Here is a 24,630-nt window from a genome sequence, read left to right on the forward strand (position 1 = left end):
GTCAAGTCCCGCAAGGGCTGAGCCTCCCGGGTCCGCTCGCACCGCCGTGCCAGGAGGACCGGATGTCCACCCCGAACCAGCCGGCCGGTACCTCCACTGCCGACACGCCCCCGGTGATTGCATCAGGCCAGTTCAAGCAGTGCCTCGCCGAGCATCGCCACTCCTTCGGCGATGGCGCCGGCCGGGGTGGCCGCATAGCCGAGTACGATGCCGGGTGCCCAGGCAGCTGCCGGTGCCACGACAAAGGCTGGCACTTCACACCCCGGGCGAGCGCTGCGGTGGCAAGCTCGGTGTCGGGTACTTCTGCCCTATAGGTGAAGGTCAGGCGCGGACCGGCTGCTGCGCGGTGGACCACCGCGCCCGGCAGGTGCTCGGCGATGGCTTCGATCATCGCGTCGCGACGCTGCCGGTGACGGCGGTGAGCACGGTTCGTTCCGCCCTCAGAGGCCGCTCGGGGGAACACCGCCAGATCGGGCTGGCCGGGGGTGCAGCCGGTGCGGGCACGGTGGCACGCAGCACGTGTCCCGTCCGGGCGGCATATGAGCGCCTCGTCGCCCTGGGGTTCTGGCACGAGGCGATGTCGGGCCGCGGGGTCGGGGTCGCGTTGGATTGCGACGGCCACGGCCCGCGCAACCGAGACGCCCGCAGCCCCCAGAGCGGCGATGGCGGCGCACCCCGCTGTTCGGCGTTTCGCTTCTGCCTTCCCAACGTCGGTGAGTGCTGGATCCTCTCTCGGGGGCATTCCGGCCGACCGGTTTCGATACACACGGACGAGGACGACCCTGCCCGAGCCGGCGCGATGTGCCGGCGTCCAAGGCGTGCACGCCGTCGACGTTCATGAAGACCTACCGCGGCCACTCCACCGAATCCGTCGCGATCCGGCGCTCCTCGGCGGCGTTGCACTGCCGGCCGGAGGCGATCACGGTGTCACCCTCTCGGCCGCGCATCGGGTACCGGGACACCCGTGGTGCTCGGCGTGGGACTCGTCGTAGGAGAGGCGGTGACACTGGCGGAGGGACTTGGGGGAGGGGTGGCCGTGGGGGAGGTGGCCGAGTGGCTGGGGCGGACGTTGGAAGGACGGGGGGTCGGCCGGGCCTTCACGGGTGGGGGCGGGCTGGTGGCAGCGGGAGTTTGGCGAACCGGTGATTCCCGGGGAGTGGGCGTCGCGCGAGGACGCCGAGTCCCGGCACCGCTCCGGTCCCTTGCCTCTCCTCCTCTGGCCGGGCGTGTTTCCGGACGTTCCGGTGAACGTGAGGCCGTCGGCGACGATTCGGTGACGTGGACGTCAGGCTCGTCGGGAGACGCCTGTTCCGGGCTCGGCACTGCTCGTGCGGGGCCGGGGGAGTGCTGGGGCAGCAGCGATGCAGCGGCCAGGCCGCCGAGCATGGCGAAGGTGGCCGCGGCAAGAGTCCGACCACCGTACTTCTTCAGTCGCGGTGGGCAGCGGCGCCGGGCTACGGGCGCATCGGCCGAGGAGCTGGGGGACCAGGAAACGTCGGGGGACTCGAAGGATCCCGGTCCCTCGCTGAAGAGGACATCCCACACCGCCGGGTCGGCTGCCGGAGCACCGCCGCTCCGATCGCTCGTCGGCGCCGTGTCGGACTCGTACGCCCCGCACTCCGGGCACGTCACGGTGCCATTCAGGGTGCGGCGGCAGGGAATGCAGTATTCCATGCGCTCGACCGATCAGTGCGTGAGTCGCTGGAAGGAACCGTCCGCCGCCGACCCGGCCGGACAGCAGCCATCGGCGGCCGGAAAGCGACGCCTGGTGTCTTTCGAAAGAATCCTCGGCATGTGCCAACCTCACTTACTCACCGGTGAAGGTGGGTCACCGGTTACCGAGGAAAACGGGGCGGGGTGTAACGCCGTTCAAGCGTTGACCGAAACGTGGGATACGCAACTCCCTTGAGGTTCTTGGCTGGTCACGCCGACGCCCGCTGCGATGTCCGAGCCGCCGGTCGGCCTCGCACTCGCCAGGGACGGCCGGACCCGGTCTGCATCGCGCATGCTGTTCGTCGAGGGTGGTGAAGATGTCCTCGACCAGCCGTCCGGCCATCCGCGGTGCCCTCAGCCGTATCAGTGTGATCAGCCGTCGCCTTCCGGCTTTGCGGATCTCGGCCGGGGAGCCGAACTGGTCCAGCAGTCTGAGCACAGCCGGTTGCTGGATGCGCGGGCCCGGGACCACCAGGGACGGGTGGATCTGCGTCAGCAGGCCGCGGAGCCGGTTGGCGATCCGCGTGGACTCGCCCGGCAGGTCCTCGTCGAAACGCGCCATCATCGCGAGCTCGGCGACAGCCTCGTCGGCGGGATCAATCGTCCGCGGGGCTCGGACGCCTGCCAAGGGGATGATGACGTATCCATCATGACAGGTCAGCAGGGGTTTTCGTAGGACGAACGGCACAGCCGGGAAACCTTGTTGGCCAATGTCCGCGACTCGCAGAATCACCGTCATGAATTCCGCGACGAAGAATGCAGGGCAGTCCGGTCACGCGGGGCGGACCGGCCATGCCGAGAACATCGATCACGACGCGGTACTGCGAGCGCGCACGGCGCTGCTCGGCTCCGGCAGGCTCAGTCTTCGCCAGGAGGCGGACGCCTGCCGGACACTTTCGGTGGTGAGCCCGTTGGCGTATCTGCCGCGCCTCGTAAGGGCTCTGCTGAGCCTCAGCTACGAACTCGGCGCTCATCCACAGACGTGCCTGAGCGTGTGCGCCGAGGCGGCCGAGGCGGCCCGGCGGCTGGACGCAATGGAGCCGGGAGGACGGGCCGAACTGCTCGTCGACGCGCTGGGCGCGTACGAGCGGCAGCTGTACGTGCTCGGCCGGCGGGCGGAGGGCCTCTCGGTACGGGAGGAGATGGCGCGGGCCGGCCGCCGGGCGTTTCAAACGGGACAGGTGGAAAGCCCCGTGTACGGTCTCGGCCCCCTGGCCACCGCCTTGGCCGAGGAGGGGCGACACCGGGAGGCGGCGGAGTTGTGCGGCAGGATCGTGGCCGCCGCGCGTCGGGAGGGCTCGGGCAGGGGCCCGTCGTTCTGGGACATGGTCGCGTGGGCGGCCGAGCTGGACGCGGCCGGCTTGCACGAGGAGGCCCTCGACGCCTTCGGAGAGCTGGTCTCGACCAGTCGCCGCGAAGTCGAGGACGGACGCACGTCGCTCGCGAACCTGCTGTGGAAACTGGTCCGCTTCGCGGAAATGCTCGACTCCCACGGGCGGTTCGACGATGCCCGTGCCGCACGGCGGGAGGCCGGAGAGCTGTTCACCGAACTGGCGGCGAGCGGCGAGCGCAAGAGCTGGAGCTGCATCCTCGCGTGGTGGCGAACCTGCTGGGACTGTCGGGACGCGTACACGAGCAGGCGCAGCCGGGCGAAACGGAGCTGCCGTTCGGATCCGACACGCTCCACTGGTCTCCGGGCCTCTGGGCGGCGTACGTCGACGGCCGGGCGGACCTCGAGGCGGTCGCCGCCTCGCTCGCGCCACCGGCCGGCACCGATCCGGGTAACCGCCTGGCGCAGTTGGTCATCGTGCATCGGCGGCTGACGATCCGTTCGGCGTTCTACTGGGAGCGCCGCACCCACCGCATTCTGGAGCCGCTCCGGCCCCTGTTCGACGAAGGAGTCGCTCTCGCACGCCGACTGGCCGCGGCGGACGAGGACAAGGGCCGGGCCGTGCTCGCCAGGGCGCTGACGGACAGGTCCACGCTGTTTGTCGCGGCCAAGCGGTATGCGGAGGCGCGCGACGACTTCGTGGAGGCGACCGGCCTGCGCGGCTGACGGCGGCGGTGGGCGGCGGCGGATCGCGGCCCACCGCCGGCCCCTGCGGACGCCTCAGCTCCGCAGGTGTCCCAGTACGGACCGCACCGCTCGGGTCACCGCATCGCGTGCCTGCTCCGTGTGGTCGATCGTCTCGAACCCGTGGTGGCCGCCCGGTACGTCGACGATCTCGACAGCCGCGTCGCAGTCTTCGGCGGCGGCCAGGAACTCCGCGACCGTCACCGCGATCTCCGCGACCTCCAGCTCCACCCGCGTCAGCACGATGGGCAGGCGCCCCGCCTCCCGTACCGCGGTCGCCGGCCGGAAACGCGCATCGGTGAGCCCCCAGCTCGGCAGGGGCGCGAGTACGGGATAGGTCGCCGCCACACACCGCAGCCAGGGATGAGGCGATGCCAGCCAGTCGGCGGAGAGCGGTCCGCCGCCGGAGAAGAACCAGAGTGCGACGCGTTCCCCGTCGACGCGAGGATCCGCTCGTACGAGATCGACCGCTGCGGCGACGTCCTCGGCGGCCCGCCCGTAGTCGCCGAGGCCGTGCAGCCGGTGGTCCAGCGTCACGCCGACCGCTCCCAGGCTCGCCACGTACTGGGCGTAGCCTACGAAGCCGGGCCAGTCACGTGGTGTCGGCCGCGTCTCGGCGGGCACCGGGCCGCCGTGGACGAACACCACCGCCGGCCGCGGGCCGTCGGCGTCCGGCAGATGGAGGTCGACACGGCCCACCCGATCGCGGTGCTGCTCTGGTACGTCCAGGATGAAGGGCTGCAGATGCGGGGGCTGTTCGCCGGCGGCATCGGTCAGTCGGTGTCCTTCGCCCGCGGCGGCCCGGAGCAGCACCTCGGCCGTTTCACCGGGGGCGGAGAGCATCGGCCAGTGACCGGTGGCGAGTTCGAAGAACGTCACCCGTGGGTCGGTGAGCGCCTTCAGACGGGCGTCACCCAGTCCCACCATGGCCTGGACGATGGCGATGCTCGACCCGTTCGCCGTGCACAGGACGCCGGTCGTCGGCAGCTCGGACGCCGCTCCGGACAGTCGCAGCGGCTGGGTGAGCGTGGCCCGCGGCTGCGGTGCGGCACGGTTCGAAAGCAGGGTCAGTGTCTCTTCGTGGACACCGGCGGTGCTGCCCCAGCGCTGCCATCCGTCGGCCGTCGGAGGCGGGATCCGCCAGTCGTCGTCGGAGCCGGCCGGCCGGGACAGGCGGTCGCGCACCGTCTGGTCGGTCACCAACTGGGCGGCGGATTCGCCGTCCTGGGGGATGCCCGCGTCCAGATGGACGACCCGGGTGATCCGCTCCGGACGCCGGTCGGCGGCACCGAGCACCGGGTGGATGCCGTAGTCGTGGCCGACGATCACCACCTGGGGTGCGTCCACCTCGTCGATCAGCCGCACCACGTCGTCGACATGCGTCTCCAGGTCCGTGTCGGGGCCCGCAAGGTGCCGGCGGTCGCCCATCCCCGTGAGCGTCACCGGATGGACCTCCGCCCCGGACTCCCGGAGCCGCGCAGCCACTTCCTGCCAGACCCAGCCGCCGGTGAAGGTGCCCGACACCAGGACGAATGCCGTCATGAACGTCTCCTCGCATACCTCGGTCGCACGACCGGCCCCACTGGCCGACCGCCGTCGCCGGTACGGTAGGAACTCCCCCTGAGGGAGGTTCAAGCCTTGTCCGACGACGGCATACCCCGCGACGGCATGTGGAGCATCGGAGAACTGGCCGAGCGCGCCGGCGTCACCGTCAAGACCGTCCGCTTCTACTCCGACCGCGGCCTGCTGCCCGAAGCGACCCGCAGCAGCGGCGGCCACCGCCGGTACGGCCCGGAGGCGGTCGACCGCCTCCGGCTGATCCGCTCGCTGCGCACCCTCGACCTGCCCGTCCCGGACGTCGGCCGGATCATCGACCAGGAGGATGAGCTGGAGGACGTCGTCGCGAGGCAGTTGCGGGATGTCGGCTCGCAACTGGCCGCACTGCGCTGGCGTGAGGCCGCCCTCCAACTGCTCCGGGACTGCACCCCGGGGGAACGCGCAGACCGGCTCCGCCTGATCGGGGCGGTGGCCGTTCCGCCGAGCACCGCGCCGATGGCCCGATTCTGGCGGCGCTGGCTGCTGCCCGCGCGGCTCCCGGCCCGGTTGGTCTCCGCGATCGTCGACGAGGCGGTCCCGCAGCCGCCCGACGACCCCGCCCCCGAACAGGTACTGGCCTTCGCCCGGCTGCACGCCCTCACCTCCGCAGACTGCTCGGGCACCGGCCCCTGCCAGCCCGCGGCGCACCGGCCGGAGACGGGCTTCCGCGCGGCCGTGCTCTACGACGGGCTCGTCGAGGCCTACGCGCTGGCGTCGGCGCAGATGCTGGCGCAGCGACCACCGCACCAGGGCGAAGCACTCGACTGCTTCGTCTCCGCCTATGCCCACGCGTGCGGCGCCCGCGACACTCCCGCGTTCCGCCACGGGCTCGCCGGCCGGCTTGCCGCCGATCCCCGTATCGACGGCTACTGGCAGCTGACCGCCGAACTCCGAGGCCCCTCGGAACCCACCGCGGGGGCCGCCCACGACTGGCTCTGCGCCGCCCTCGACTCCCGGACGGCCCGTCCCGCGGCCTGACCCCCGCCACCGCGCGCCCCGGCCGGCGTCGCATCACCTGGGCGGCGACCCCGGGCAAGGATCTACGGGGGTGGAGCCGAGTGCTCCGTGTTCACCGGTCCAACCGCACTGCTCGGTCGGGCAGTTGCTTGCTGCATCCGGTGCCCTGCCGCGAGGACACGGCATCGTCCGGACCGAAGAGACGGTCCAAGCGGCGCGGGTCTCTGTCGGTGAAAGAGACGAGGAGTCGGCGGTAGGCGGAGCCTTCACGGAAGCGCGGTCAGAACCAACCACACTCCCGGCTCCGCCCGCGAGGCGTTCAGCCACGACCCGCCGCAACATCACTCACACCAGTTCGGGCTGCGGTTCGCGTCGGGGTTGCGGCACATGCGCCGACGCAGCCTTCCGTTCCCACCGCGTGGTGGTCCGTACGAAGCCGTAGACCACTGAGGTCATCGCCAGAATGAGCAGCGGACCGAACACCCACGGATGTCCGGCCATCTCCATCGACAGATAGCGATACGACGCCAAGAGCGCAGCGAAGACCGCGGCGCCGTAGACGACCAGCCGGATTCCGGGCCGGTCCCAGCCGCGGTCGAGCGCGCGCAGCGCCGTCTCGATCGTGAGCGTGAACACCACACCGGCGACGATGTCCGCGCCGTAGTGGTAGCCGAAGCCCAGCGTTGCGCCGAGCGTGGCGATCAGCCAGAACGCGCCCAGGCATTGCAGAGTCCGCGGTCCCTTGCGGGAATGAATGAAGATCGCGGTGGCCCACGCCGTGTGCAGGCTGGGCATGCAGTTGCGCGGGGTGATCCCGTCGAAGGGCATGGGGTGCGGGGTATTGACCGGCGGCGGCGTGTCCGGCCACAGGTTGGCCACCGCCCAGTGCCCCCCGTCGGCGCCGTAGGCGTAGATCGGTCCGACCACCGGGAAGATCATGTAGATGGCCGGCCCGAGCAGACCGATGACCAGAAACGTGCGCACCAGATGGTGGCCCGGGAAGCGGCGCTCGACCGCCACGTTGCGCAGCTGGTACAGCGCGACGACGACCGCGGCCACCCCGAGCTGAACGTAGACCCAGTCGAGGACGTGGAAGCCGACCGTGCCGGTGGCCTCGACGATCCGGCCCACCAGCAACGACGGGCTGCCCAACGCGTGATCGGCGGCTGCCACGTACTGGTCGAGCACCACCGGACGGGTCTTCGACGTGATCAGCAGCCAGATGTCGCCGGTCTTGCGACCGGCGACCAGGAGCAGGCCCAGTCCGACGCCTTTCAGCAGCAGGACACGGTCCCGGCCGGTGCGGCGCGTGACAGCGATGACGCCATGGGCCAGGACCACCCACAACGCGCCGTTGCCGGCCATCATCTGGGCATCGACCGCCCACCGCACGAGCCAGAAGACGACGTCGATGCCGATCGCGGCACCGACCGCGACAAACCGCTGCCGCCAGGTGAGCACCACCATCATCAACGCCATACCGGTGTACAACAGCGGCCCTGATTTGGGGGCGAATATCACCTCTCGCACCTGGTTGGTCATCGGCCCCGGCACGCCGTACCGACGCGCGGCGATCTCCAGTGCAATGAGGAATCCGAGGGCCACCGCACTCACCGCGACCCACAGCATGACGCGTGGTTGACGCCATGCAGCCGACCGAAGGCTGCCGCCTATTCGCGAAAACAATCGCGCTACCGTAGATGTCAATTTTTCAGCCGATTTGTCATATTTCAACATGATCATTGCGAGCTCGAACATGCTAGCGGAGCAGGTGGGTTTCGCGTATCACGGGTACGTCGAATTCGGCGATCGGCTCCCCTTTGCCCGCGGCCACGGCGGACATGAAACGCCGCGCGGCCCCGGATTGGGGCGGCGCGGGCGGCCCGGTGGACGGGAAGGCCGGTGCCGGGCGGGCTTGCCGGCGACGGTGGTGATGTCGAGGGCAGCGTGAGCGACGCCGACAGCGCACGGTCACCGACGAGAGTGCTCAGGCTGGCCAACTACGGGTTTCTGACCGCCGTTGCGACGTCCGCAGGACAGTCCCAGACGGCGGGCGTCGCCGGATGGCCACTGCTCCGGAGTGTCAGAGCGTGCTGAGATGCTGCTGTCGCCGAGTTCATAGATGGTGGCAGCTCCGGCCGGAGCAGCCGCCGCGCTGCTCCGGCCCCCGGCGGCGGGGGAGTGGCCACCCGGCCGCAGCCGCTGCTCGCGCTCGCCTTCGACTCTGGGGGACGCCGGGCGTCCCGCCGCCATGGACGGCCGTCTCATCGACTGCGGCCGCTCCCGGGGCTACGCCCAATGGCGGCTGTAGGAGCTGCGCGAGCCGGCCGAGTACGCCAGGCCAGGGGCTGGTGCGTCACTTGGGGCTGACGCCCCGCCTCCAACCGGGGGCCGGGGGAGCCGGCCTGAGGGGCACCTGCACAGGGTCTGCGAGGCCGGATCTTGGCCGTACCGGATCGGACAGCCCGGCGAGAGACGGACTCTGCCTACTGTGCGGTGCCTGCGCCTGCTAGGTAGTCCTGAATTTCCTGGTGCCGGAACTGATAGCCGGTATCGGCAATCCTGAGCAGCCCAGCGTCGCAGCACCAGTGAAGGAAGCGGCCAAGCCGCCACGGCAGCCAGCGGCGGTTCCAGCGGCGCGTGCTCAGGAGCAGTGCCACATACCGTTGGCCTGGCATCGTGAAGTTGAGCGCCAACGCAACCCCGCACGCGAGCCCATAGGCAGGTCCAACGCCGTACCCCGCCGCCAGCCCCACCACAAGAGCGAATGGTACGGCGAGAACGAGGTCGTTCCTCACGACGTCACGGGGGTCGACGCTGCGCAGCGTCCCGGAGAAGAGTCCCATGACGAACGCGAAGCAGAGCCCGGCAGCGAGCGCGGGAACGAGTCCGGAGATGAGTCCTTCCGCGGGCCCCGGCCCGCCCAGGACGCCGAAGAGAAGCCCCGCCAGCAGTCCGATGGTGAGGAAGGCTGTGAAAGCGAGGACGAACGCCTTTGCAGCCAACCGGCGGCCGCTAGAGGTGCGGAGCTGTTGCAGATTGCCTCGGGTCGGCTCGGGCCTCACCGTTCTCCAAGCCATGCGCGCTGCCAGCAGGAAGCCACCCGCTACAACCGCATGGACCATGACGTCTGCGGCCACCAGGGCAGGGTGGGAATGCCGAAGAGGATGCTCGGGGAGCATCGTGATCGCGCTGACGAGCCAAAGGACGGAGATGAGACCTGTGTGTACGACTCGGGGGAAGCTCGTGCCGCCCAGCGGCCACAGCTGGTGAAGGATCATGGTGGTGCCCGACAGCGACTGCCCACCAAGAGTCCGCCCAGTGACGGCGTTGTGATGAAGGTAGGCCGCAAGGGTCGTCAGCCAGGCGTGGACCTGGTCTGGGCTGTAGGGAATACCGCGCCGTGGTTTGTTCCGCGCTGTAAGCGCAGGGATGAGCGACTTGAGAAGATGATTCCTCACTGCTTCGACACTGCCCAAGTTCAGGTTCGTGGGGGCATTTACCAGTTCCCGAGGGTCGCGTAGATAGGTCCCTGTGGCCTTGTTGCGTGATTCATAGACGATGGAAGCCAGGGTGAGCTGCCACGGGGTGGACAAAGCCTGAGCCAGTGCGCTGTTCGGCTCATGTTCCAGCGCGGAGGTCACCGGTTCCCAGCGATGCGGATCGTCGGCCCGGTCAAGGAGGAAGTCTTTTGCCGTGGCGGCGTTGACGGGGCAGATGTCAACACGTGCCGCGCGTCGGACCCACACGCTCCATTCACCTTCCCCCAGTGCCACGTATGTCTCGGTGCGGCAGGTCAAGACCAGGTCCGCCTTTTCGTCGGAAAGCTGATATCTGTTCAAGGCACGCACCGCACGGCTTGCCCGGGAGCTGTAAGCGGGTCGGGAATCGGCGACCATCTCGTCCAAGCCGTCCAGCACCGGCACCACCCGACGAGCCCTTACCAACGTGCGTGCCGATGGCTCGGACAGCCCGTAGTTGGCAACCAGGTGCGAGGTAATCCAGTCCGCGATATCAGGGTTGTGGTCAGCGTCCGCTGAGTCCTCGGGCTCCTCGTCGATGAGCCATGAAGCGAGCGACATCCGAACCGGCACCGGAGCACCCCTGCTGTGGGGGTCAAGCATGCGCACCATGAGCTGTAGGGCAAGCACGGTCTTGCCCGATCCTGGAGCTCCCGTGATGACCAACCGCCCAGGACGCAGGTGCCGGTAGTAGACCAGCACCTCGCTCAGCTGTCCCTCAGGTAGGGCACCGTCGGCTTCGTCCCGAGCGGGACACCGAAGAAACTGAACATCGAGAGCTTCGTCCTTTTCCCCAAGCAGCTTCTGCCGAGCCCCACGCTCTTGATCAAGCACGACTGCCGCCAGCCGATCGGTCAGTTCGTCAAGAACGGTCTCCTGCCACCGCAGAGCTCGTGCACTCTGCCGGGTGGCGTAGACAGCGACCGCCAGTGACGACAGGCCAACCATTGCTCCGACGACATCGAATTTGTCGTCTACCTTGACGCCGCCCTGCAGCGTGAGCGCACCCAACGCGACTGCTGCCCCAAGCGCCGCCGCCGCGACAGCAATCCACCGCTGCCCCTTGCCCTTCCCCATGGCAGACATCATGGCCCGCACCTGCGCACAGGACACAGGTAACCGCAAATCGTGAGCCCAGCAGTGGACACCGGCCCAGGAATCAACGACCCCCATCGCCTCTCCGCGCTGCTCGCGCTCGCCCTCGCCCCTGGGGACGGGGCGCCCTGCCGTTGAGGGCTACCCGCAGACGCGGCTTCAGGCGTTGCGCGGGCTGGCCGAGTACGCCCACGCCCGAGGCCTGCGCGTCACCTGGGGCTCACCGCCCCGCCCCTGCCGCAGCAGAGAGGTATCAACCAGCGTTCGCGGGCGGTCATTCAGTCCCCGCTTCCATAGTTCTGTGTGGTGGACGCCGCAATCGCTGGACTCATCGACGCACTCGGTGGTCGAGCCCTGGGAGCTGCCGGCGCCTGGGGGTGCGGCACTGATTGCTTTTCGGAGTGCGCGGTACCAAGTAGACAGGCAGAGTCGCATCGATGAACACGCCCGTATGCAAAAGGCCGTCGACCACCGTGAGGCCGAACTCGCCGGCGTCATCGTGATGGCACAGTCCCCCTTGGCGGACGGTCACCCGGTCTGATTGCGGGCCGTCGAGGAGACCGACAGCCGGCGGCTGTGCGCGCCTGCACGAGAGGATCCACGGGAATGACCGCCGCCTGCGCCGGCCGGTCAGCCGGGTGGCGTCGACAGGTGGGTGAGGATGCCGCACACCTCGTCCACGATCTCCTGGGCCTCCGCCTCGTCCGTGCAGTCGCCCAGCTCGCGCGACGCCCCTCCGATGACGGTGGTCAGCACGCTCACCCGGACCCGGCCGGCACGTCGCTTCTCGTCGACCTCCAGGAGCCGGGCGTTGCGCCGTACCCACGCGCGGTCCCAGCGGCGGCGCAGCGTGTCGAAGCCGACCGGACCGTCGTCCTCCGCGAGGAGCCTGGCGAACCGCCGGTTGTCCCAGGCGCCCTCCAGATACGCCCTGGCTCCCGCCACGAAGAGGGCGATGGGATCGTCCACGCCACGGTCACGCTCGGCGGCCAGCGTGGCCGCGGTCCGGCGTTCCTGCTCCTCTTGGAACTCCTCCCACAGGGCGAGGTAGAGCCCTCGCTTTCCGCCGTAGTGCTGGAAGAGGTTGCCCAGCGGGAGGCTGGAGCGTGCCGCGATCTCGGCGAGGCCTGCGTCGGTGTAACCGCGCTCGGTGAAGACCTCCAGCGCGGTGTTCAGCAGGGCGTGGCGAACCGAGCCGTCGCGCTCGGCGCGTCCTTCCGGCAGACCCTTACGTGCCTGCCCGTCCGGCCGCTGACGGGCCGCTTCCGTCCCGGTTGACTGCACGATGCCGCTCACTGTCGATCCTCACCTTCCCCGGCCCCCTCGCGGATGGCGAGGGCGACCAGCAGTTCCAGGAGGTCGGCGATCCGGCGCGGATTGCGCCCGGTGCGTTCCTCGATCCGGCGCAACCGGTAGTGCGCCGTGTTGTGGTGCACCCGCAGCCGGTCGGCGGCCTGCCGCAGGTTGAGATCCGCCTCCGCGAAGGCCCGTATGGTGGTCGCCAGCGTGTCGCCACGTCGGCGGTCCTCCTCCAGCAGCGCACGCACGCGGGGATCGACCAACTGGCGGGCGAGGTCGTCGGCTCGCAGCGCCAGGTAGTCGAAGGGAGACAGGCGCGGCAGCGCCGCCACCCCGCCCGCGCTCGGTACCAGGTCGAGGGCGGCCCGTGCCTCCTCGTAAGCGCGCGGAAGTTCGCGGGCGCCATGGGCGACGGTGCTGATGCCCATGGAGAGCATGGTTCCCTCCCGCGCCAGCCGCCGTTGCACGGCCTCGAAGTGGGCACAGACGTCCTCTGCGTCCATGCCGGTGCGGACCACGGGCACGGCCACCACCTCGCCGTGGCGTACGACGACCAGGGTCCGGCCGGCCCAGGGCCCGGCGACGCTGATGGACGCGCTGGTGGCGTATCCGTGCTCGGCCGAGGTGAGGTCGCCGGTGCGGGTGTCGCCGACGCACACGGCCACGACCGCCATCATCGGCGAGTGCGGCCCGATGCCGTAGGCCTGCGCCGCGGCGAGCAGGGGACCGCGCGCCGGCGCCGCGCCGGCCAGGAGCTGGTCCAGCAGGTCACGGCGCTCCCGGTCCGCGTCCGCGACCACGTGCTGCTGGTACTCGACATAGGCCTGTGCGGCATGGGTGCTGGCATAGTCGACGTACCGCATCAGCGGTGTGACGAGGGACAGCGCGGCCTGCTGTGCCTCGGCGGACGTGCCGGCGCAGTCCAGCAGTGCGTCCCACAACACCTGCCGGCCGACCCGGAACGCGCTGATCCAGTCCTCGAGGGCGAACCCCGCGCGTGCTCTGCGCATGGCTGCCGCGCGGCTGAAGACCAGGTCTTCGGGGGCGATGTCCCGGTCGCCGGCCAGCGCAGCCATCTGTATGCGGTAGTGGGTGAGCACCTGCTCCCGTACGTCGTCGAAGAACCGCTCGTCCTGAAGCGCGTAGGACGGGATCTCCGTGCGCATCACCGCGACGGCGGTGTTCGCCACGTCCTCGAGCCGGTCCTGGACGGCGCGCAGGACACGGTGCCGCTCCGGGATGAGCGGTTCGGAGAGTGCGGGGGTGCCCAGGGCGGGACCGCGAGACATGGTGCAGATCGTCGCGGTTCTCCTCGTGTCCCGTCAACAGGCTCAGCGGGCCACTTGCCGGGGGAGCTGGGCGCGGCGCACAAGTCGGTGACCGTGAAGTTGGGTGCTCGCACCCAATGTGCGCCCGGAAGGCCCCCACCTACTGTGACGCTCGCCAAACCCCCCAGCACCACGGAAGGGACGTCACTCATGCTCGCGGTCGACGCTGTCAGCGTGCGCTTCGGCGGGATCACGGCACTGGACGGTGTCGCGTTCACCGTCGAGCCGGGCACCGCCGTGGGGCTCATCGGGCCGAACGGAGCCGGAAAGACCACTTTGTTCAACTGCCTCACCAGGCGCTGCACCCCCGATGCGGGGACGGTGCGGTTCGAGGGTGAGGACCTTCTCGCCGTCCCGCCGCACGCCGTGGCCGGGCGCGGCATCGCCCGCACCTTCCAGAACCTGGGGCTGTTCCCGCGGCTCACGGTCCGGGAGAACGTCATGGTCGGCGCCCACAGCCGGGGACGCACCGGCCACTTCGCCGCGGCGCTCCGGCTGCCCCGCGTCCGGCGGGAGGAGGCGGAACTGCGTGGCCAGGCGGACGAACTGCTGCAACTGCTCGACCTGGCGGACGTCGCCGACCACCCCGCCTCCGGGCTGCCGTTCGGCACCCTCAAACGCGTCGAACTCGCCCGGGCACTCGCGGTACGGCCCCGCCTGCTGCTCCTCGACGAACCCGTCAATGGCCTCAGCCACGGAGAGGTCGGCCAATTCGCTGATCTGGTCCGGGCGGTGCGCCGGGACTTCGATCTCACGCTCGTGGTGGTCGAACACCACATGGGGTTCGTGATGGGCCTGTGCGACAAAGTGGTGTGCCTCGACTTCGGGCGCAAGATCGCCGAGGGCCCGCCGGAGGAGATCCAGCGCGATCCGGCCGTCCTCGAGGCGTACCTGGGGGTGGCGGCATGAGTGAGCCGACCACCGACCGCACCGAGGCCGGGGAGACGGCGGAGCCGGACTTCCTGAAAGTGTCCGGTCTGCATGCCGGATACGGCCAGGCGCAGGTGCTCCAAGGCCTGGACTTCTCCGTCGCACGCGGCGAAGTGTGCGCGATCCTCGGACCCAACGGCGCGGGCAAGACCACCACGCTGCGGGCGCTGTGCGGCATGGTCCGCGGCCGCGGTTCGGTGACCTTGAACGGAACGGAACTGCTGGGCCGCGCGCCCGAACAGGCGGCCCGGCTCGGCGTGGCGCATGTGCCCGAGGGCCGGGGCACGTTCAACGATCTGACCGTCGAGGAGAACCTGCGCATCGGCGCCCATCTGCGCAGGGGCCGCGCCGAGCGCACGGCCGTGGCCGCTCACCTGGAACGGATCTACGGCTATTTCCCCAAGCTGCGCCAGCGGTCCCGGCAGGCCGCGGGCAGTCTCAGCGGCGGCGAGCAGCAGATGCTCGCCATCGGCAGGGCGCTGATGCTGCGGCCCTCGCTGCTGCTCCTGGACGAACCCTCGCTGGGGCTCGCGCCGCTGGTCACACGGGAGCTGTTCGAGATCGTCCGTGCCGTGAACGAGGAGGAACGCACCACTGTGGTCGTCGTCGAGCAGAACGCCCAGCTCGCACTGGATGTCGCGCACCGGGCCCACGTACTGGAGGCCGGCCGCCTGGTGCTGTCCGGACCGGCCGAACAGATCCGGGAGGACGGGCAGGTCGCCGAGGTGTACCTCGGTGTCTCCGTCCGTTCCGGGAAGGGCGGGTGAGTGTCGTGACCGAACTGCTCCAGCAAGTGGTGGAAGGGGTCGGCTCCGGCGCCGTCTACGCCAGTCTGGCGCTGGCCCTGGTGCTGATCCACCGGTTCACCGGGATCGTCAACTTCGCGCAGGGTGAACTCGCCATGATCTCCACGTACGTGGCATGGCAACTCGTGGCGTCCGGGATGTCGTTCTGGCTGGCGCTGCCGGTCACCCTGGCGGTGGCCTTCGCCGGCGGCATGCTGGTCGAACGGATCGTCATCCGCCCCGTGCAGGGCGCGCCCGAGCTGACACTGGTGATCGTCACGGTCGGCCTGTTCATCTTCGTCAACGCGATGGCCGGTCTGATCTGGTCGTTCACCGTGAAGGACTTCCCACAGCAGTTCCCCGACGGCGGCGTCGACCTGGCCGGGGTGCACCTGGACTGGTCGACCCTCGGAATCATCGCGGTCGTGGCCGTCCTGATGGGCCTGCTGTACCTGCTGTTCCAGCACACCTCCATCGGCCTGGTGATGCGGGCGGTCGCCTGCAACCCCGCCTCCGCGCGGCTGTCGGGGATCCGGGTGGGCCGGGTCCTGATGCTCGGCTGGGGGCTGGCCGCGACGGTCGGCGCGGTGTCGGGCGTGCTCGTCGCGCCGGTGCTGTTCCTGGAGCCCAACATGATGGGCGGGGTGCTGATCTACGCGTTCGCCGCGGCCACCCTCGGAGGCTTCGACAGCCCGGTCGGCGCGGTCGTCGGCGGCCTGTTCGTGGGCCTGGCCGAGACGCTGGCCGGGGCGTACGTGGACGTGATCGGCGCCGATCTCAAGGTGGGTGTACCTCTGGTGATCATCCTGGCGGTGCTGCTGGTCCGGCCCCAGGGCCTGTTCGGACGGGCGGCGGTGGAGCGCGCATGAGCACGATCTTCCAAGCACTCGGTACCGACCGCGCCCGGCGCCTGCGGGCCGTACTGACCGCGCTGGTCGTGGCGGCGGTCGCCGTAGGGGCACCGTTCTACCTCGCCCCATTCCAGGTCTTCCAGCTGACCATGGTGCTGCTGTACGCCGTGGCGCTGGCCGGACTGAACCTGCTGGTCGGATTCGGCGGCCAGATCTCGCTCGGGCACGGCGCTTTCTTCGCGGCGGGTGCCTACACGGCGGCGGTCATGCTCGACCGGTACGACACCGGCCACCTGGCCACGCTGCCGGTGGCGGCAGCCGGATGCTTCCTGCTGGGCCTCGGTTTCGGGGTGCCCGCCCTGCGGCTGCGCGGGCTGTACCTGGCCCTGGTCACCCTCTCGTTCGCGGTGTTCCTGCCGCCGCTGCTCAAGCGGCTCGAACCGCTCACGGGTGGCTCCATGGGACTGACCGTGGACAAGCTGCAGCCGCCGGCCTGGAGCGGACTGGCCGAGGACCAGTGGATGTACTTCGTCGTCCTCGCCGTCGCCGCGGCGGCTCTGCTGCTCGCCCGCAACCTGCTGCGGTCCCGGGTCGGCCGGGCACTGCTCGCCGTGCGGGACAGCGAGAGCGCGGCGGAGGTCATGGGCGTGCGGCTGTCGCTGCACAAGACCCTCGCCTTCGCGTGGAGCGCGATGTTCGCGGGTGTCTCCGGGTGTGTGTACACCTGGGTGATCGGTTTCGTCTCACCCGAGTCCTTCAGCTTCGTCCTGTCCATCACGCTGCTGGCCGGCCTGGTGGTCGGGGGGCTGGCCTCGCTGTACGGACCGCTGCTGGGCGCGGCGTTCGTGATGTACGTGCCCAACGTGGCCCAGGACGTCAGCGACGCGGCGCCGGGCGTGGTGTTCGGCCTGCTGATCATCGCGGTGATGTTCGTGGCCCCGACGGGACTGGCCGGTCTGGCGGTCCGTGTCCGTGGAGCCGCCGCCCGTCGCCTGACCCGCGCCACCCCTGTCCCCGCCCAAACGCCCGCGTCCGAGTCCGAGTCCGGGTCGGACACCCGGTCCCCATCCGAGTCCGCGCCCGACGCGACGCCAGAGTCCACATCCGAATCACAACCCTCCGACGCACCCGCGGATCCCGCACCTGCCGACGCCGAACCCGTGGGCGCACCGCCCCGCACGGAAAAGGAATGAATCACATGCGCAAGACGACCGCTCTGCGGGCAGCTGCGGCCGCGTCCGCCGTCCTGCTCCTCGCCACCGCCTGCAACAGCCGGCGCGGGCAGGACGAAGAGGGCACCGCCGCCGACGGCGCGTGCAAGGGCCAGCAGACCACCGGCATCACCGACAAGACCATCAAGCTGGGCGGAATCTACCCGCTGTCGGGACCGGCCTCCGCGTACGGCACGATCGGCAAGGGCGTGGACACCTACTTCAAGTCCGTCAACGACAAGGGCGGCATCGACGGCCGCACGGTGGACTTCGTCGTCCGCGACGACGGCTACCAGCCACCCAAGGCGGTCGAGGAGGCCCGCAGACTGGTCGAGCAGGAGAAGGTCTTCGCCGTGTTCCAGACCCTGGGCACCCCGTCCACGGCAGCCGTGTGGGACTACCTCAACAAGCGGAAGGTGCCGCAGCCCTTCGTGGCCACCGGTGCCTCCCTCTGGGGTACGGACGACAAGCACCCGTGGACCATCGGCTGGCAGCCCAACTACGTGTCCGAGGCGCGGGTGTACGCCAAGTACCTCAAGGACGAGAAGCCGAAGGCCAAGGTCGCGGTCCTCTATCAGAACGACGACTTCGGCAAGAACCTGCTCGGCGGGTTCACGGAGGCCGTCGCCGGCAGCGGCATCAAGGTGATCGCCAAGGAGAGCTACGAGGTCACCGACCCCTCCGTCTCGGCGCAGATGTCGAGCCTCGCCCGCTCCAAGGCCGATGTGCTGCTGAACATCACCACGCCCAAGTTCGGCAGTCAGGCCCTCGCCGCCGATGCCAAGAACGCCAAGTGGAACCCCCTGCACATCGTCAACGCCGTGTCCGCGTCCGCCACCGTGCTCAAGCCCGTCGGATTCGAGAACGTACAGGGTCTGGTCTCGGCGACCTACTTCAAGGATCCCGCCGACCCTCAGTGGGCCGACGACGCGGAGATGAAGGCGTACAAGGACGCGCTGCGCAAGTACGCGCCCGGCTCCGACCCGACCAACCAGTACAACGCCTACGGCTGGGCCGTCGCCTCCAGCCTGCACAAGGCGCTGGACGCGATGAAGTGCCCGACCAGGGAGGGGCTGCGGGACGCGGTGCGCGATCTGAAGGACGTGAAGGTGGACATGCTTCTGCCCGGGGTCACCCTGGCCACGGGCCGCGGCGACGCCTTCCCGATCGAGACCATGCAGCTGATGCGGTTCAAGGGTGAGCGGTGGCAGCTGTTCGGCGAGCCGGTGGACACCCGCAAGGAGTTCGGCTCCCCGGCCAGCTGAGCCGACGGGGGCGGTCCGAGTCGATGCCCGACTCTGAGGACCGCCCCCGTCCGTTGGCGGCGGCCTTGCGGGCTCTGTGTGTCCGCTGGAGTCGGCCGTATGACGCAGACCGGCCCAGGGCGGCGGTGCGCGGTCGCGTGACGCTGTTACTGGACACCGTCGGCGAACTGAAGTCGCGCCACCGCTGTGCCACACGTCCATCTCGATGAGCTCTGCCGTGCGGTCTGCCGGTCAGTTCGATCTACTGGCACTCCGGCCGCAAGGACGTGATCTACGTCGCGGTGCTGGAGCGGGCCATGACCGCTCTGCCGGCGGCTCAGCCCCGGGCGGAGTGCCGGACGGAGTGCCGTACGGAGTGCCGGGCGCCGGCGCCGGGCGGCATCTGGACTCCTTTCTCGCGGCGGTCGAGGACGCGTGCCGGCGTCACCCGCACAGCCTGAACCCACTGTTGGGACTGTGCATGGTGCAGCAGGATGCCCGTGCGGCGGCCCGTGGCCGAGGTGCGTCACTACAGCGACGCGCTGGTGGCCTGGGCCCGGAAGCGGCGAGCTGGCCGACGTGCTGGTGGCCTGGGCCCCCGGATTCGGTGAGCTGGCGTCTTCGCTGTGCGTGACCGCCCCGGGGTGGCGGACGAGTGGGCGCGCTTCACACTGAGTACGGCGAAACGGAACCGCCGTGGCCCGTACACAGGCTGCACGCGCCGGCTGCGGCGCGGTACCGGCCGTCCGACGCGTCGGCGTCCACGGCGTCGGACATTGTCCATGGTGAACTCCCGCCGGCCCCGTTTCCGCAGGAGCGGGGGGCATCGGCGGCGGTCGCGACAGCGGCCGAGGCGGTGGCGGTCCGCGAAGGTGTCGGCGCGTCCAGGTCGGTCGCCGAGGGGCCAGTGAGCCGAAACGCCAATGGCATACTGCTGGTCCGATGAGCGAACCGACCGCGGCAGCACGACGCCCCCCGACCAAGCGCGATGACCAGCGAGAGGCCTCCCGCCGCAGGCTCTTGAACGCGGCGCTGGAGATCCTCGCGGAGGAGGGCTACCGCGGGCTGACGGTGAAGAAGGTCGGCGACCGTGCCGGAGTCAGCCGAGGCATGGTCAACTACCACTTCACGTCCAAAGCCGGGCTCGTCGAAGCCGTTGTCGCCGATATCCGCGAGACCTTCGTCCACCGGCTCCGCGAGCTGCCCGGGTACGCCCGGATGAGCGGCTTCGAAGCCGTCCTGGCCAAGCTCGACCAGCTCTTCGCCCGTCTGGCGGAGCCCGAACCAGGAGTGCGAGCACGGGCGTTGCTGGTGCTACTCGTCGAGGCGGTCGGCAGCACCGACGGGATGAAGGTCTTGATGGCCGAGCATCTCAGTCTCGTGCGGACCGGTGTCGAGGAGGACATCCGGCGGGGGATCGCCGATGGGAGCATCCGCCCCGACGTCGACGTCGTCGCCCAGGCTTTCCTGGTGGAGAGCATCGCGCGCGGCGTACTCCTGCAGTATCAACTGGACTCGGCCCGGACCCGCCTGGCGGACATCGCACGGGCTGCCCACGAGACGCTGGTGCTCGGGCTCACGTCGACGCCGGGCGACGACTGAGACCTCGATTCTTATGGCGTTGAGCCGTGCATGACGGATCTCTTTGGGCGGCTGGTGCCGGACGAGTTGTGGGTGGTGTTCACGAAGGTCGTTTTGGGGGCATTCGGCGGGCGGCAGGGCGGTGCTTGGGCCCCGCGGACTTTCATCGGTGACCTCTCCCACCACGAGCTGCGGGATTGGGAGGCGGCCATTGCGCTGGTGAGCGCCCACGCCGAGTGCTACTCCATCGATCACTGCATGCACGACAACCGTCTGTGGCACATGGATTTGCTCGCCCGCGCGGAGCGGTTCTCCGAACTTACGGAGCTCGCTCTCACGGATGTCCATACACGCCGGAGACTCAACAGATCGCTTCGCGATCAGGGGATGGAGGCGGTTCTGCGCGGCCGCGCCAAAGATCGTGATCGTGACGCTCTGTACGTCCTTGTTCGGCTGCTGTGCGAGACGAATCGGGTCCAGGAGGCCCATCGAGCGGCCCAGGAGTTCGGCCCGGAGGATCAGCACGCACACCAGATCGTGGCCCGCTTTCGATCGCCGTCAATCGGTGAGCAGTAACGCTCGACACCTGCCTTGTCTGACCTGTCAGGGTCCGGTCGATCATGTGATTCGTTGGGGCAGATCACCGTGGTGATCAACGTCGACGGCAGCACCACTTGCGACGCGGCTAGCATGGCGGGATGAGCGACAACACCACTTCCGGCGACGACATCCCGAACCGATCAGCGGCCTCGAGGCCCAGAAGGCCCATATCGCTGCGTACGCTCAGGCGCGCGAGCCGGTGGGAGACGTTCGTCCTGCTCGCCGTGTTGCTCGTCGTTGTCTTCGCTTTCGCCTAAGAATTGCCCTGGTCGTCATGTCGTAGCGCGTGGCTACGGCCCGGGACTGCTTCAGGTTGCTGATCGCCCGTTCGACGGTGAGCGATAAGGGGCTTGATGCCGCGCCGCCACAGCTGTCACCGAGTGCGGTTCTTCCGCAGCCGAGCTCCGTTTCATGTGGCCTCCCTCGTCCATGCTCGAAGCGATTGTCAGTCACAGGTGCCGCGTAGATTTTGGTCATGCCCGATCCTTTGAGTGAAGACCTCAAACAACTGCTGGACGATCTGCCGTCTGGCAGGCTGATGGGGCCGTGTCATACTCCGCATCCGGTGGTGTGGATGAGCGACGGACCGGTCATGGGCGCGGCCGACTGGTGGAAACGGCTGCACCGCCGGCGCTCTGAAACCGGTCTGTACCCGCTGCTGCTTGAGTACCCCGACGACTCATTCGAGCCTGTGGGTGGTGACTACGGGGCTGCTGCCGACGCTGCCTCGTACTTCACGAGCAAGTGGACGGACGAAGCGTGGCCACCTTTCGAGGAGTGGCCGGGCCTCGCGGCGCCTGCCGCGCCGGTGACTGACATCGACGTGTGCGCGGAGGCACTGGCGACGGCAGTAGTCCACGACGGCCGAGCCCGTTGTCTCGCCCTCGTCCAGGTCTCGCGGGGCGCCGATGCGCCCGCTGCCCTGAGCTGGCTCGGGATGACAAATCACATGACCGTCCAGGAGTTGTCGGCAGTGCTGCGCTCCTGGGAGGACCGGTTTGGTGTCCGTGTCGTGGGCCTTGGTCACGGAAGCGTGTATCTCTCGGTTGCCGCTCCGCCGACAGAGGTCTATCAGGCCCGAGTCCTCACCGCGGAGCATTACCTCGCCTGCCCGGACGTCTTCTACGAGGACCCCGATCTTGACTGGTCCACGTACCACGAGGAGCTCATGAAGTGTCGTGAATGGCGGTTCTGGTGGGATTGAGGGTCCTCTACTCGACGAGGCGGCGGTGGCAGATCAGTGCGGCGGCGATGCCTGCGAAGGCGAGGAAGTGCTCGGGCTTGCGTTCGCAGCGCCGGGCGCGCGTCATACGGCGCTGAGTCCGCCGTCCACCACCAGGCTCTGGCCTGTGATGTAGGAGGCGCGGTCGGAGAGCAGAAACGTGACGGCCTCCGCGACCTCGCAGGCGGTGCCCTGGCGGCCCAACGGGATGCGCTCGAACGAGGCCGTCCGGGATGCTCGCCCGGCCGAGGCCTGCCGTCCCATGGGGGTGTCGATCAGGCCGGGGACGACCAGGTTGGCCCGGATCCGGCGCGCGCCTGCCTCCTTGGCGACATGGCGGGTGAGCCCGAACAGGCCGGCCTTGGAACTGTCGTAGGCCGGCGAGTTCGTGGCGGCGCGCAATCCTGCGACCGACCCGATGAAGACGACGGCGCCTCCGTCGGCCATCGCCGGCAGGGCGTGCTTGGCGGCCAGGAAGGGCGCACGCAGATTCAGGGAGAGCACCTGGTCCCAGTCTTCGGGTGACGAGCCCTTCAGGCCGGTGCCGAGACCCACGCCCACGTTGACCACAAGCGCATCCAGTCCCCCCAGCCCGCGGACCGCCTCGGCGACCATGGCGGCCGACTGCTCGGCATCCGTGGCGTCACCTACCACGGTGACGCTCAAGGTGCCTGCGGAGCTGACCAGTTCGGCGGTTGCGGCCGCCGCCGGGGCGGACACGTCGGCGCAGGCCACATCGGCGCCCTCCCGGGCGGCGAGGACGGCGATCGCACGGCCGTTGCCGACAGGTGCCCGCGGGTCGTCGTCGGGGCGGGTGCCCGCGCCCACCACCAGCACTTTGCGGCCGGCCAGGCGACGGGACGGCTGCTCGAGGTGCCCTTCACGCATGGTTCCGGCCCCCTTCCGTGAAGCCCATCCTCTCGAAACCGGGGTCCAGTTCCACACCGGCGGTGTTCAGGAAGAAGGCCACCATGTGGTACTGCCCCACCAGCATGACGATCTCGATCAGCTCGGCGTCGTCGAAGTACCCGGCCAGGGCCTCCCAGGTGGCCTCGGACAGCCTTGCATCGCTGTGCAACTCGTCCGCAGCCCGCATCAGGTGTTCCTCGAGGTCCGTCCAGCCGTGCGCTTCCGTTCCTTCGGTGATGCGGTCGATGTCCGCATCCGTGACGCCCGCTGCCTTCGCCAGCGGGAGGTGCCGGCCCCACTCGTACCGGGCGCCGGTGTTGCGGGACGTGCGCAGGATCAGCAACTCGCGGAGTCGTTCCGGTAGTCGGCCCCTGCGGAGCAACTGGCCTCCGAAGGGCATGAATTGCTCGTAGAGGTCGGGATGGCGCACGAGCGTGGTGAAGATGTTGGGGACCCGGCCCCCTGGGTCGCGGGGTGCGACGGCCAGCAGCTTCCGGGCCCTTGCATCCCAGTGCTCCTCGGGCAGCGGCATCAGCCGCGGGCGAGTCTGCGCGTCGAGTTCGTGGCGCTCTGACATGGCGACCTCCCACATGAGGTACTCACCATAGGAGACTGGCTGAACGCTTAGCAAGTGAACCTGCCGGTTGGTCGATTTAGCCCCGAGTGATGTTCGGTTATCGAACTGCGGGTACCGTGAGCGGCAAAGTCACGGCGCTACGAAGGGCGGAGCGCGGAGCGATGCGGGGGTGCAGCGGTGGCCCGACCGACCAGGCCGATCCTCAGTCGGGGGCGGATCTGCGCCGCGGCGCTGGCCATCGTGGACCGTGACGGGCTCGCCGAGTTGTCGATGCGCAAGCTCGCCCGAGAGCTCGGCGTCCAGGTCTCCTCGCTCTACGAGCACGTCAAGACCAAGGACGACGTCCTCCACGAGGTCGCCAACGCCATCATGGAGGGCGTGGACGTCTCCGGTTTCGAAACCGGCGACTGGCGGCACGGGGTGGCGTCCTGGGCCCGGTCCTACCGCGCGGCTATCGCCGCCCATCCCCACATCGTGCCGTTCCTCGCCTACGGTCCGGCCCGCCGTGAGGCCTCGCTGCGGCGTGCCGACGCCGTGCACGGCGGGCTGGTCGGCGCCGGATGGCCCCCGCGCTACGCCACGATGATCGGAGCCTCGACCAAGTACCTGGTCATCGGATCGGCGATGACCTCCTTCTCCCGCGGGTTCGACGACGACGTGCAGGTATACGTCGAGCGGTATGCGCAGCTGACCGATGCCCACCGTCTGCCCGACCATGCCGACACGATCGACCGGGACAGCTTCGAACTGGCCCTGGAGATGTTCCTGGACGGCCTCGGCCGCCTCCATGAGCGCGTCGTGTCACGCCAGGATCCGCGGCCGACTCCTCGTCCGAGCGCCTGACCCCGCGGCCGACTCCTCGTCCGAGCGCCTGACCCCGCGGCCGACTCCTCGTCCGAGCGATTGGCCCCCGCTGCCTTTCCGTTACACCGACTTCCCGCCGACGCCTTGTCCGGCGTCGTGGTCCACTCTAGGCTCCCCCGAACCGAACGGCGTTCGGTTAAAGGCGATCTTGGCCCTGCCACGACCTGACGCCACCGCTTGCAGTGAGGAGTTGATGTCGTGTACGGGAGCCATGAGCCGCCCCCTGGATTCGATGGACCGTCCTACGAGTTCCTAGAGCCACGCAGGAGACCG

At 69.4% G+C, this 24,630-nt stretch carries 20 protein-coding genes and 1 pseudogene; 13 read left to right on the forward strand and 8 right to left on the reverse strand.

Annotated elements, in window-relative coordinates:
- Positions 1-2,008: 2,008 nt before the first annotated feature.
- A pseudogene (locus tag J7E88_RS28295) lies at positions 2,009-2,320 on the reverse strand (transposase); the annotation flags it as partial.
- Between the two features lie 130 nt (positions 2,321-2,450).
- Here J7E88_RS28295 and J7E88_RS28300 point away from each other — a divergent pair.
- Both J7E88_RS28300 and J7E88_RS28305 read left to right on the forward strand, forming a co-directional pair.
- Positions 2,451-3,536 (forward strand): hypothetical protein, encoded by a 1,086-nt coding sequence (locus J7E88_RS28300; protein WP_215186053.1) that lies wholly within the window; start codon positions 2,451-2,453, stop codon positions 3,534-3,536.
- The gene (locus tag J7E88_RS28305) at positions 3,512-3,769 is read left to right on the forward strand and encodes a hypothetical protein (protein ID WP_215186055.1); all 258 of its coding nucleotides are present in this window, start codon (positions 3,512-3,514) and stop codon (positions 3,767-3,769) included. The genes J7E88_RS28300 and J7E88_RS28305 overlap by 25 nt, the downstream gene beginning before the upstream one ends.
- A 54-nt stretch (positions 3,770-3,823) precedes the next feature.
- Here J7E88_RS28305 and J7E88_RS28310 read toward each other — a convergent pair whose 3' ends face one another.
- Positions 3,824-5,329 carry an alpha/beta fold hydrolase gene (locus J7E88_RS28310; protein WP_215186057.1) on the reverse strand — a complete coding sequence of 502 codons (1,506 nt, stop codon included), beginning with the start codon at positions 5,327-5,329 and terminating at the stop codon, positions 3,824-3,826.
- 126 nt (positions 5,330-5,455) lie between these two features.
- Between J7E88_RS28310 and J7E88_RS28315 the strand changes: the two genes are divergently transcribed.
- Entirely contained in the window at positions 5,456-6,361 is a 906-nt protein-coding gene (locus J7E88_RS28315) for a MerR family transcriptional regulator (protein WP_215186166.1), read from the forward strand.
- A gap of 324 nt (positions 6,362-6,685) precedes the next feature.
- Here the strand turns inward: J7E88_RS28315 and J7E88_RS28320 are convergent, their stop codons facing one another.
- The 4 genes from J7E88_RS28320 to J7E88_RS28335 all read right to left on the reverse strand — a co-directional run bounded on the left by J7E88_RS28320 (position 6,686) and on the right by J7E88_RS28335 (position 13,544).
- Entirely contained in the window at positions 6,686-7,969 is a 1,284-nt protein-coding gene (locus J7E88_RS28320; RefSeq protein WP_251023354.1) for a phosphatase PAP2 family protein, read from the reverse strand.
- 857 nt (positions 7,970-8,826) lie between these two features.
- Complete coding sequence (locus J7E88_RS28325) at positions 8,827-10,938, reverse strand: NACHT domain-containing NTPase (RefSeq protein WP_215186059.1); 2,112 nt, start codon at positions 10,936-10,938, stop codon at positions 8,827-8,829.
- A gap of 648 nt (positions 10,939-11,586) precedes the next feature.
- On the reverse strand, positions 11,587-12,252 hold the full coding sequence (locus J7E88_RS28330) for a TetR/AcrR family transcriptional regulator (RefSeq protein WP_215186061.1): 666 nt from the start codon (positions 12,250-12,252) through the stop codon (positions 11,587-11,589).
- Positions 12,249-13,544 carry a CdaR family transcriptional regulator gene (locus J7E88_RS28335; protein WP_215186063.1) on the reverse strand — a complete coding sequence of 432 codons (1,296 nt, stop codon included), beginning with the start codon at positions 13,542-13,544 and terminating at the stop codon, positions 12,249-12,251. The genes J7E88_RS28330 and J7E88_RS28335 overlap by 4 nt, the downstream gene beginning before the upstream one ends.
- Before the next feature lie 189 nt (positions 13,545-13,733).
- On the opposite strand from J7E88_RS28335, the gene J7E88_RS28340 reads away from it, so the two are divergent.
- From J7E88_RS28340 to J7E88_RS28380, 9 genes are all read left to right on the forward strand, one after another.
- On the forward strand, positions 13,734-14,492 hold the full coding sequence (locus tag J7E88_RS28340) for an ABC transporter ATP-binding protein (RefSeq protein WP_215186065.1): 759 nt from the start codon (positions 13,734-13,736) through the stop codon (positions 14,490-14,492).
- Positions 14,489-15,280: an ABC transporter ATP-binding protein gene (locus tag J7E88_RS28345; RefSeq protein WP_215186067.1), complete on the forward strand. Its 792-nt coding sequence runs from the start codon at positions 14,489-14,491 to the stop codon at positions 15,278-15,280. Before J7E88_RS28340 ends, J7E88_RS28345 begins: the two co-directional genes overlap by 4 nt.
- Positions 15,277-16,167: a branched-chain amino acid ABC transporter permease gene (locus tag J7E88_RS28350; RefSeq protein WP_308307640.1), complete on the forward strand. Its 891-nt coding sequence runs from the start codon at positions 15,277-15,279 to the stop codon at positions 16,165-16,167. The genes J7E88_RS28345 and J7E88_RS28350 overlap by 4 nt, the downstream gene beginning before the upstream one ends.
- Positions 16,164-17,342 carry a branched-chain amino acid ABC transporter permease gene (locus J7E88_RS28355; RefSeq protein ID WP_215186068.1) on the forward strand — a complete coding sequence of 393 codons (1,179 nt, stop codon included), beginning with the start codon at positions 16,164-16,166 and terminating at the stop codon, positions 17,340-17,342. Before J7E88_RS28350 ends, J7E88_RS28355 begins: the two co-directional genes overlap by 4 nt.
- Before the next feature lie 5 nt (positions 17,343-17,347).
- Entirely contained in the window at positions 17,348-18,625 is a 1,278-nt protein-coding gene (locus tag J7E88_RS28360; RefSeq protein WP_215186070.1) for an ABC transporter substrate-binding protein, read from the forward strand.
- 921 nt (positions 18,626-19,546) lie between these two features.
- Positions 19,547-20,206, forward strand: a complete 660-nt coding sequence (locus J7E88_RS28365; RefSeq protein WP_215186072.1) for a TetR/AcrR family transcriptional regulator — start codon at positions 19,547-19,549, stop codon at positions 20,204-20,206.
- A 30-nt stretch (positions 20,207-20,236) separates the two neighbouring features.
- Positions 20,237-20,761, forward strand: coding sequence for a hypothetical protein (locus J7E88_RS28370; protein WP_251023346.1), 525 nt, complete (start codon positions 20,237-20,239; stop codon positions 20,759-20,761).
- A 122-nt stretch (positions 20,762-20,883) separates the two neighbouring features.
- Positions 20,884-21,042 (forward strand): hypothetical protein, encoded by a 159-nt coding sequence (locus J7E88_RS28375; protein WP_215186190.1) that lies wholly within the window; start codon positions 20,884-20,886, stop codon positions 21,040-21,042.
- Between the two features lie 335 nt (positions 21,043-21,377).
- Positions 21,378-21,989: a DUF4253 domain-containing protein gene (locus J7E88_RS28380; RefSeq protein ID WP_251023347.1), complete on the forward strand. Its 612-nt coding sequence runs from the start codon at positions 21,378-21,380 to the stop codon at positions 21,987-21,989.
- Positions 21,990-22,091: 102 nt separating this feature from the next.
- On the opposite strand, the gene J7E88_RS28385 is transcribed toward J7E88_RS28380, so the two are convergent.
- Both J7E88_RS28385 and J7E88_RS28390 read right to left on the reverse strand, forming a co-directional pair.
- A complete protein-coding gene (locus tag J7E88_RS28385) occupies positions 22,092-22,895 on the reverse strand; it encodes an SDR family NAD(P)-dependent oxidoreductase (RefSeq protein WP_215186074.1) in 804 nt (267 codons plus the stop codon).
- Positions 22,888-23,493, reverse strand: coding sequence for a carboxymuconolactone decarboxylase family protein (locus J7E88_RS28390; RefSeq protein ID WP_215186076.1), 606 nt, complete (start codon positions 23,491-23,493; stop codon positions 22,888-22,890). The genes J7E88_RS28385 and J7E88_RS28390 overlap by 8 nt, the downstream gene beginning before the upstream one ends.
- A gap of 177 nt (positions 23,494-23,670) precedes the next feature.
- Here J7E88_RS28390 and J7E88_RS28395 point away from each other — a divergent pair, with 177 nt between their 5' ends.
- On the forward strand, positions 23,671-24,336 hold the full coding sequence (locus J7E88_RS28395) for a TetR/AcrR family transcriptional regulator (protein WP_215186077.1): 666 nt from the start codon (positions 23,671-23,673) through the stop codon (positions 24,334-24,336).
- Positions 24,337-24,630 lie beyond the last annotated feature (294 nt).

The organism is Streptomyces sp. ISL-10, from assembly GCF_018614575.1.
Taxonomy (GTDB): Bacteria; Actinomycetota; Actinomycetes; order Streptomycetales; family Streptomycetaceae; genus Streptomyces.

Excerpts from the sequence above, each read along its gene's own strand:
- J7E88_RS28300 (WP_215186053.1), top strand. The coding sequence starts at position 2,451 with ATGAATTCCGCGACGAAGAATGCAGGGCAGTCCGGTCACGCGGGGCGG.
- J7E88_RS28310 (WP_215186057.1), bottom strand. The coding sequence starts at position 5,329 with ATGACGGCATTCGTCCTGGTGTCGGGCACCTTCACCGGCGGCTGGGTC.
- J7E88_RS28315 (WP_215186166.1), top strand. The coding sequence starts at position 5,456 with ATGTGGAGCATCGGAGAACTGGCCGAGCGCGCCGGCGTCACCGTCAAG.
- J7E88_RS28320 (WP_251023354.1), bottom strand. The coding sequence starts at position 7,969 with ATGCTGTGGGTCGCGGTGAGTGCGGTGGCCCTCGGATTCCTCATTGCA.
- J7E88_RS28325 (WP_215186059.1), bottom strand. The coding sequence starts at position 10,938 with ATGGGGAAGGGCAAGGGGCAGCGGTGGATTGCTGTCGCGGCGGCGGCG.
- J7E88_RS28335 (WP_215186063.1), bottom strand. The coding sequence starts at position 13,544 with ATGTCTCGCGGTCCCGCCCTGGGCACCCCCGCACTCTCCGAACCGCTC.
- J7E88_RS28340 (WP_215186065.1), top strand. The coding sequence starts at position 13,734 with ATGCTCGCGGTCGACGCTGTCAGCGTGCGCTTCGGCGGGATCACGGCA.
- J7E88_RS28345 (WP_215186067.1), top strand. The coding sequence starts at position 14,489 with ATGAGTGAGCCGACCACCGACCGCACCGAGGCCGGGGAGACGGCGGAG.
- J7E88_RS28355 (WP_215186068.1), top strand. The coding sequence starts at position 16,164 with ATGAGCACGATCTTCCAAGCACTCGGTACCGACCGCGCCCGGCGCCTG.
- J7E88_RS28360 (WP_215186070.1), top strand. The coding sequence starts at position 17,348 with ATGCGCAAGACGACCGCTCTGCGGGCAGCTGCGGCCGCGTCCGCCGTC.
- J7E88_RS28365 (WP_215186072.1), top strand. The coding sequence starts at position 19,547 with ATGAGCGAACCGACCGCGGCAGCACGACGCCCCCCGACCAAGCGCGAT.
- J7E88_RS28370 (WP_251023346.1), top strand. The coding sequence starts at position 20,237 with ATGACGGATCTCTTTGGGCGGCTGGTGCCGGACGAGTTGTGGGTGGTG.
- J7E88_RS28375 (WP_215186190.1), top strand. The coding sequence starts at position 20,884 with ATGAGCGACAACACCACTTCCGGCGACGACATCCCGAACCGATCAGCG.
- J7E88_RS28380 (WP_251023347.1), top strand. The coding sequence starts at position 21,378 with ATGGGCGCGGCCGACTGGTGGAAACGGCTGCACCGCCGGCGCTCTGAA.
- J7E88_RS28385 (WP_215186074.1), bottom strand. The coding sequence starts at position 22,895 with ATGCGTGAAGGGCACCTCGAGCAGCCGTCCCGTCGCCTGGCCGGCCGC.
- J7E88_RS28390 (WP_215186076.1), bottom strand. The coding sequence starts at position 23,493 with ATGTCAGAGCGCCACGAACTCGACGCGCAGACTCGCCCGCGGCTGATG.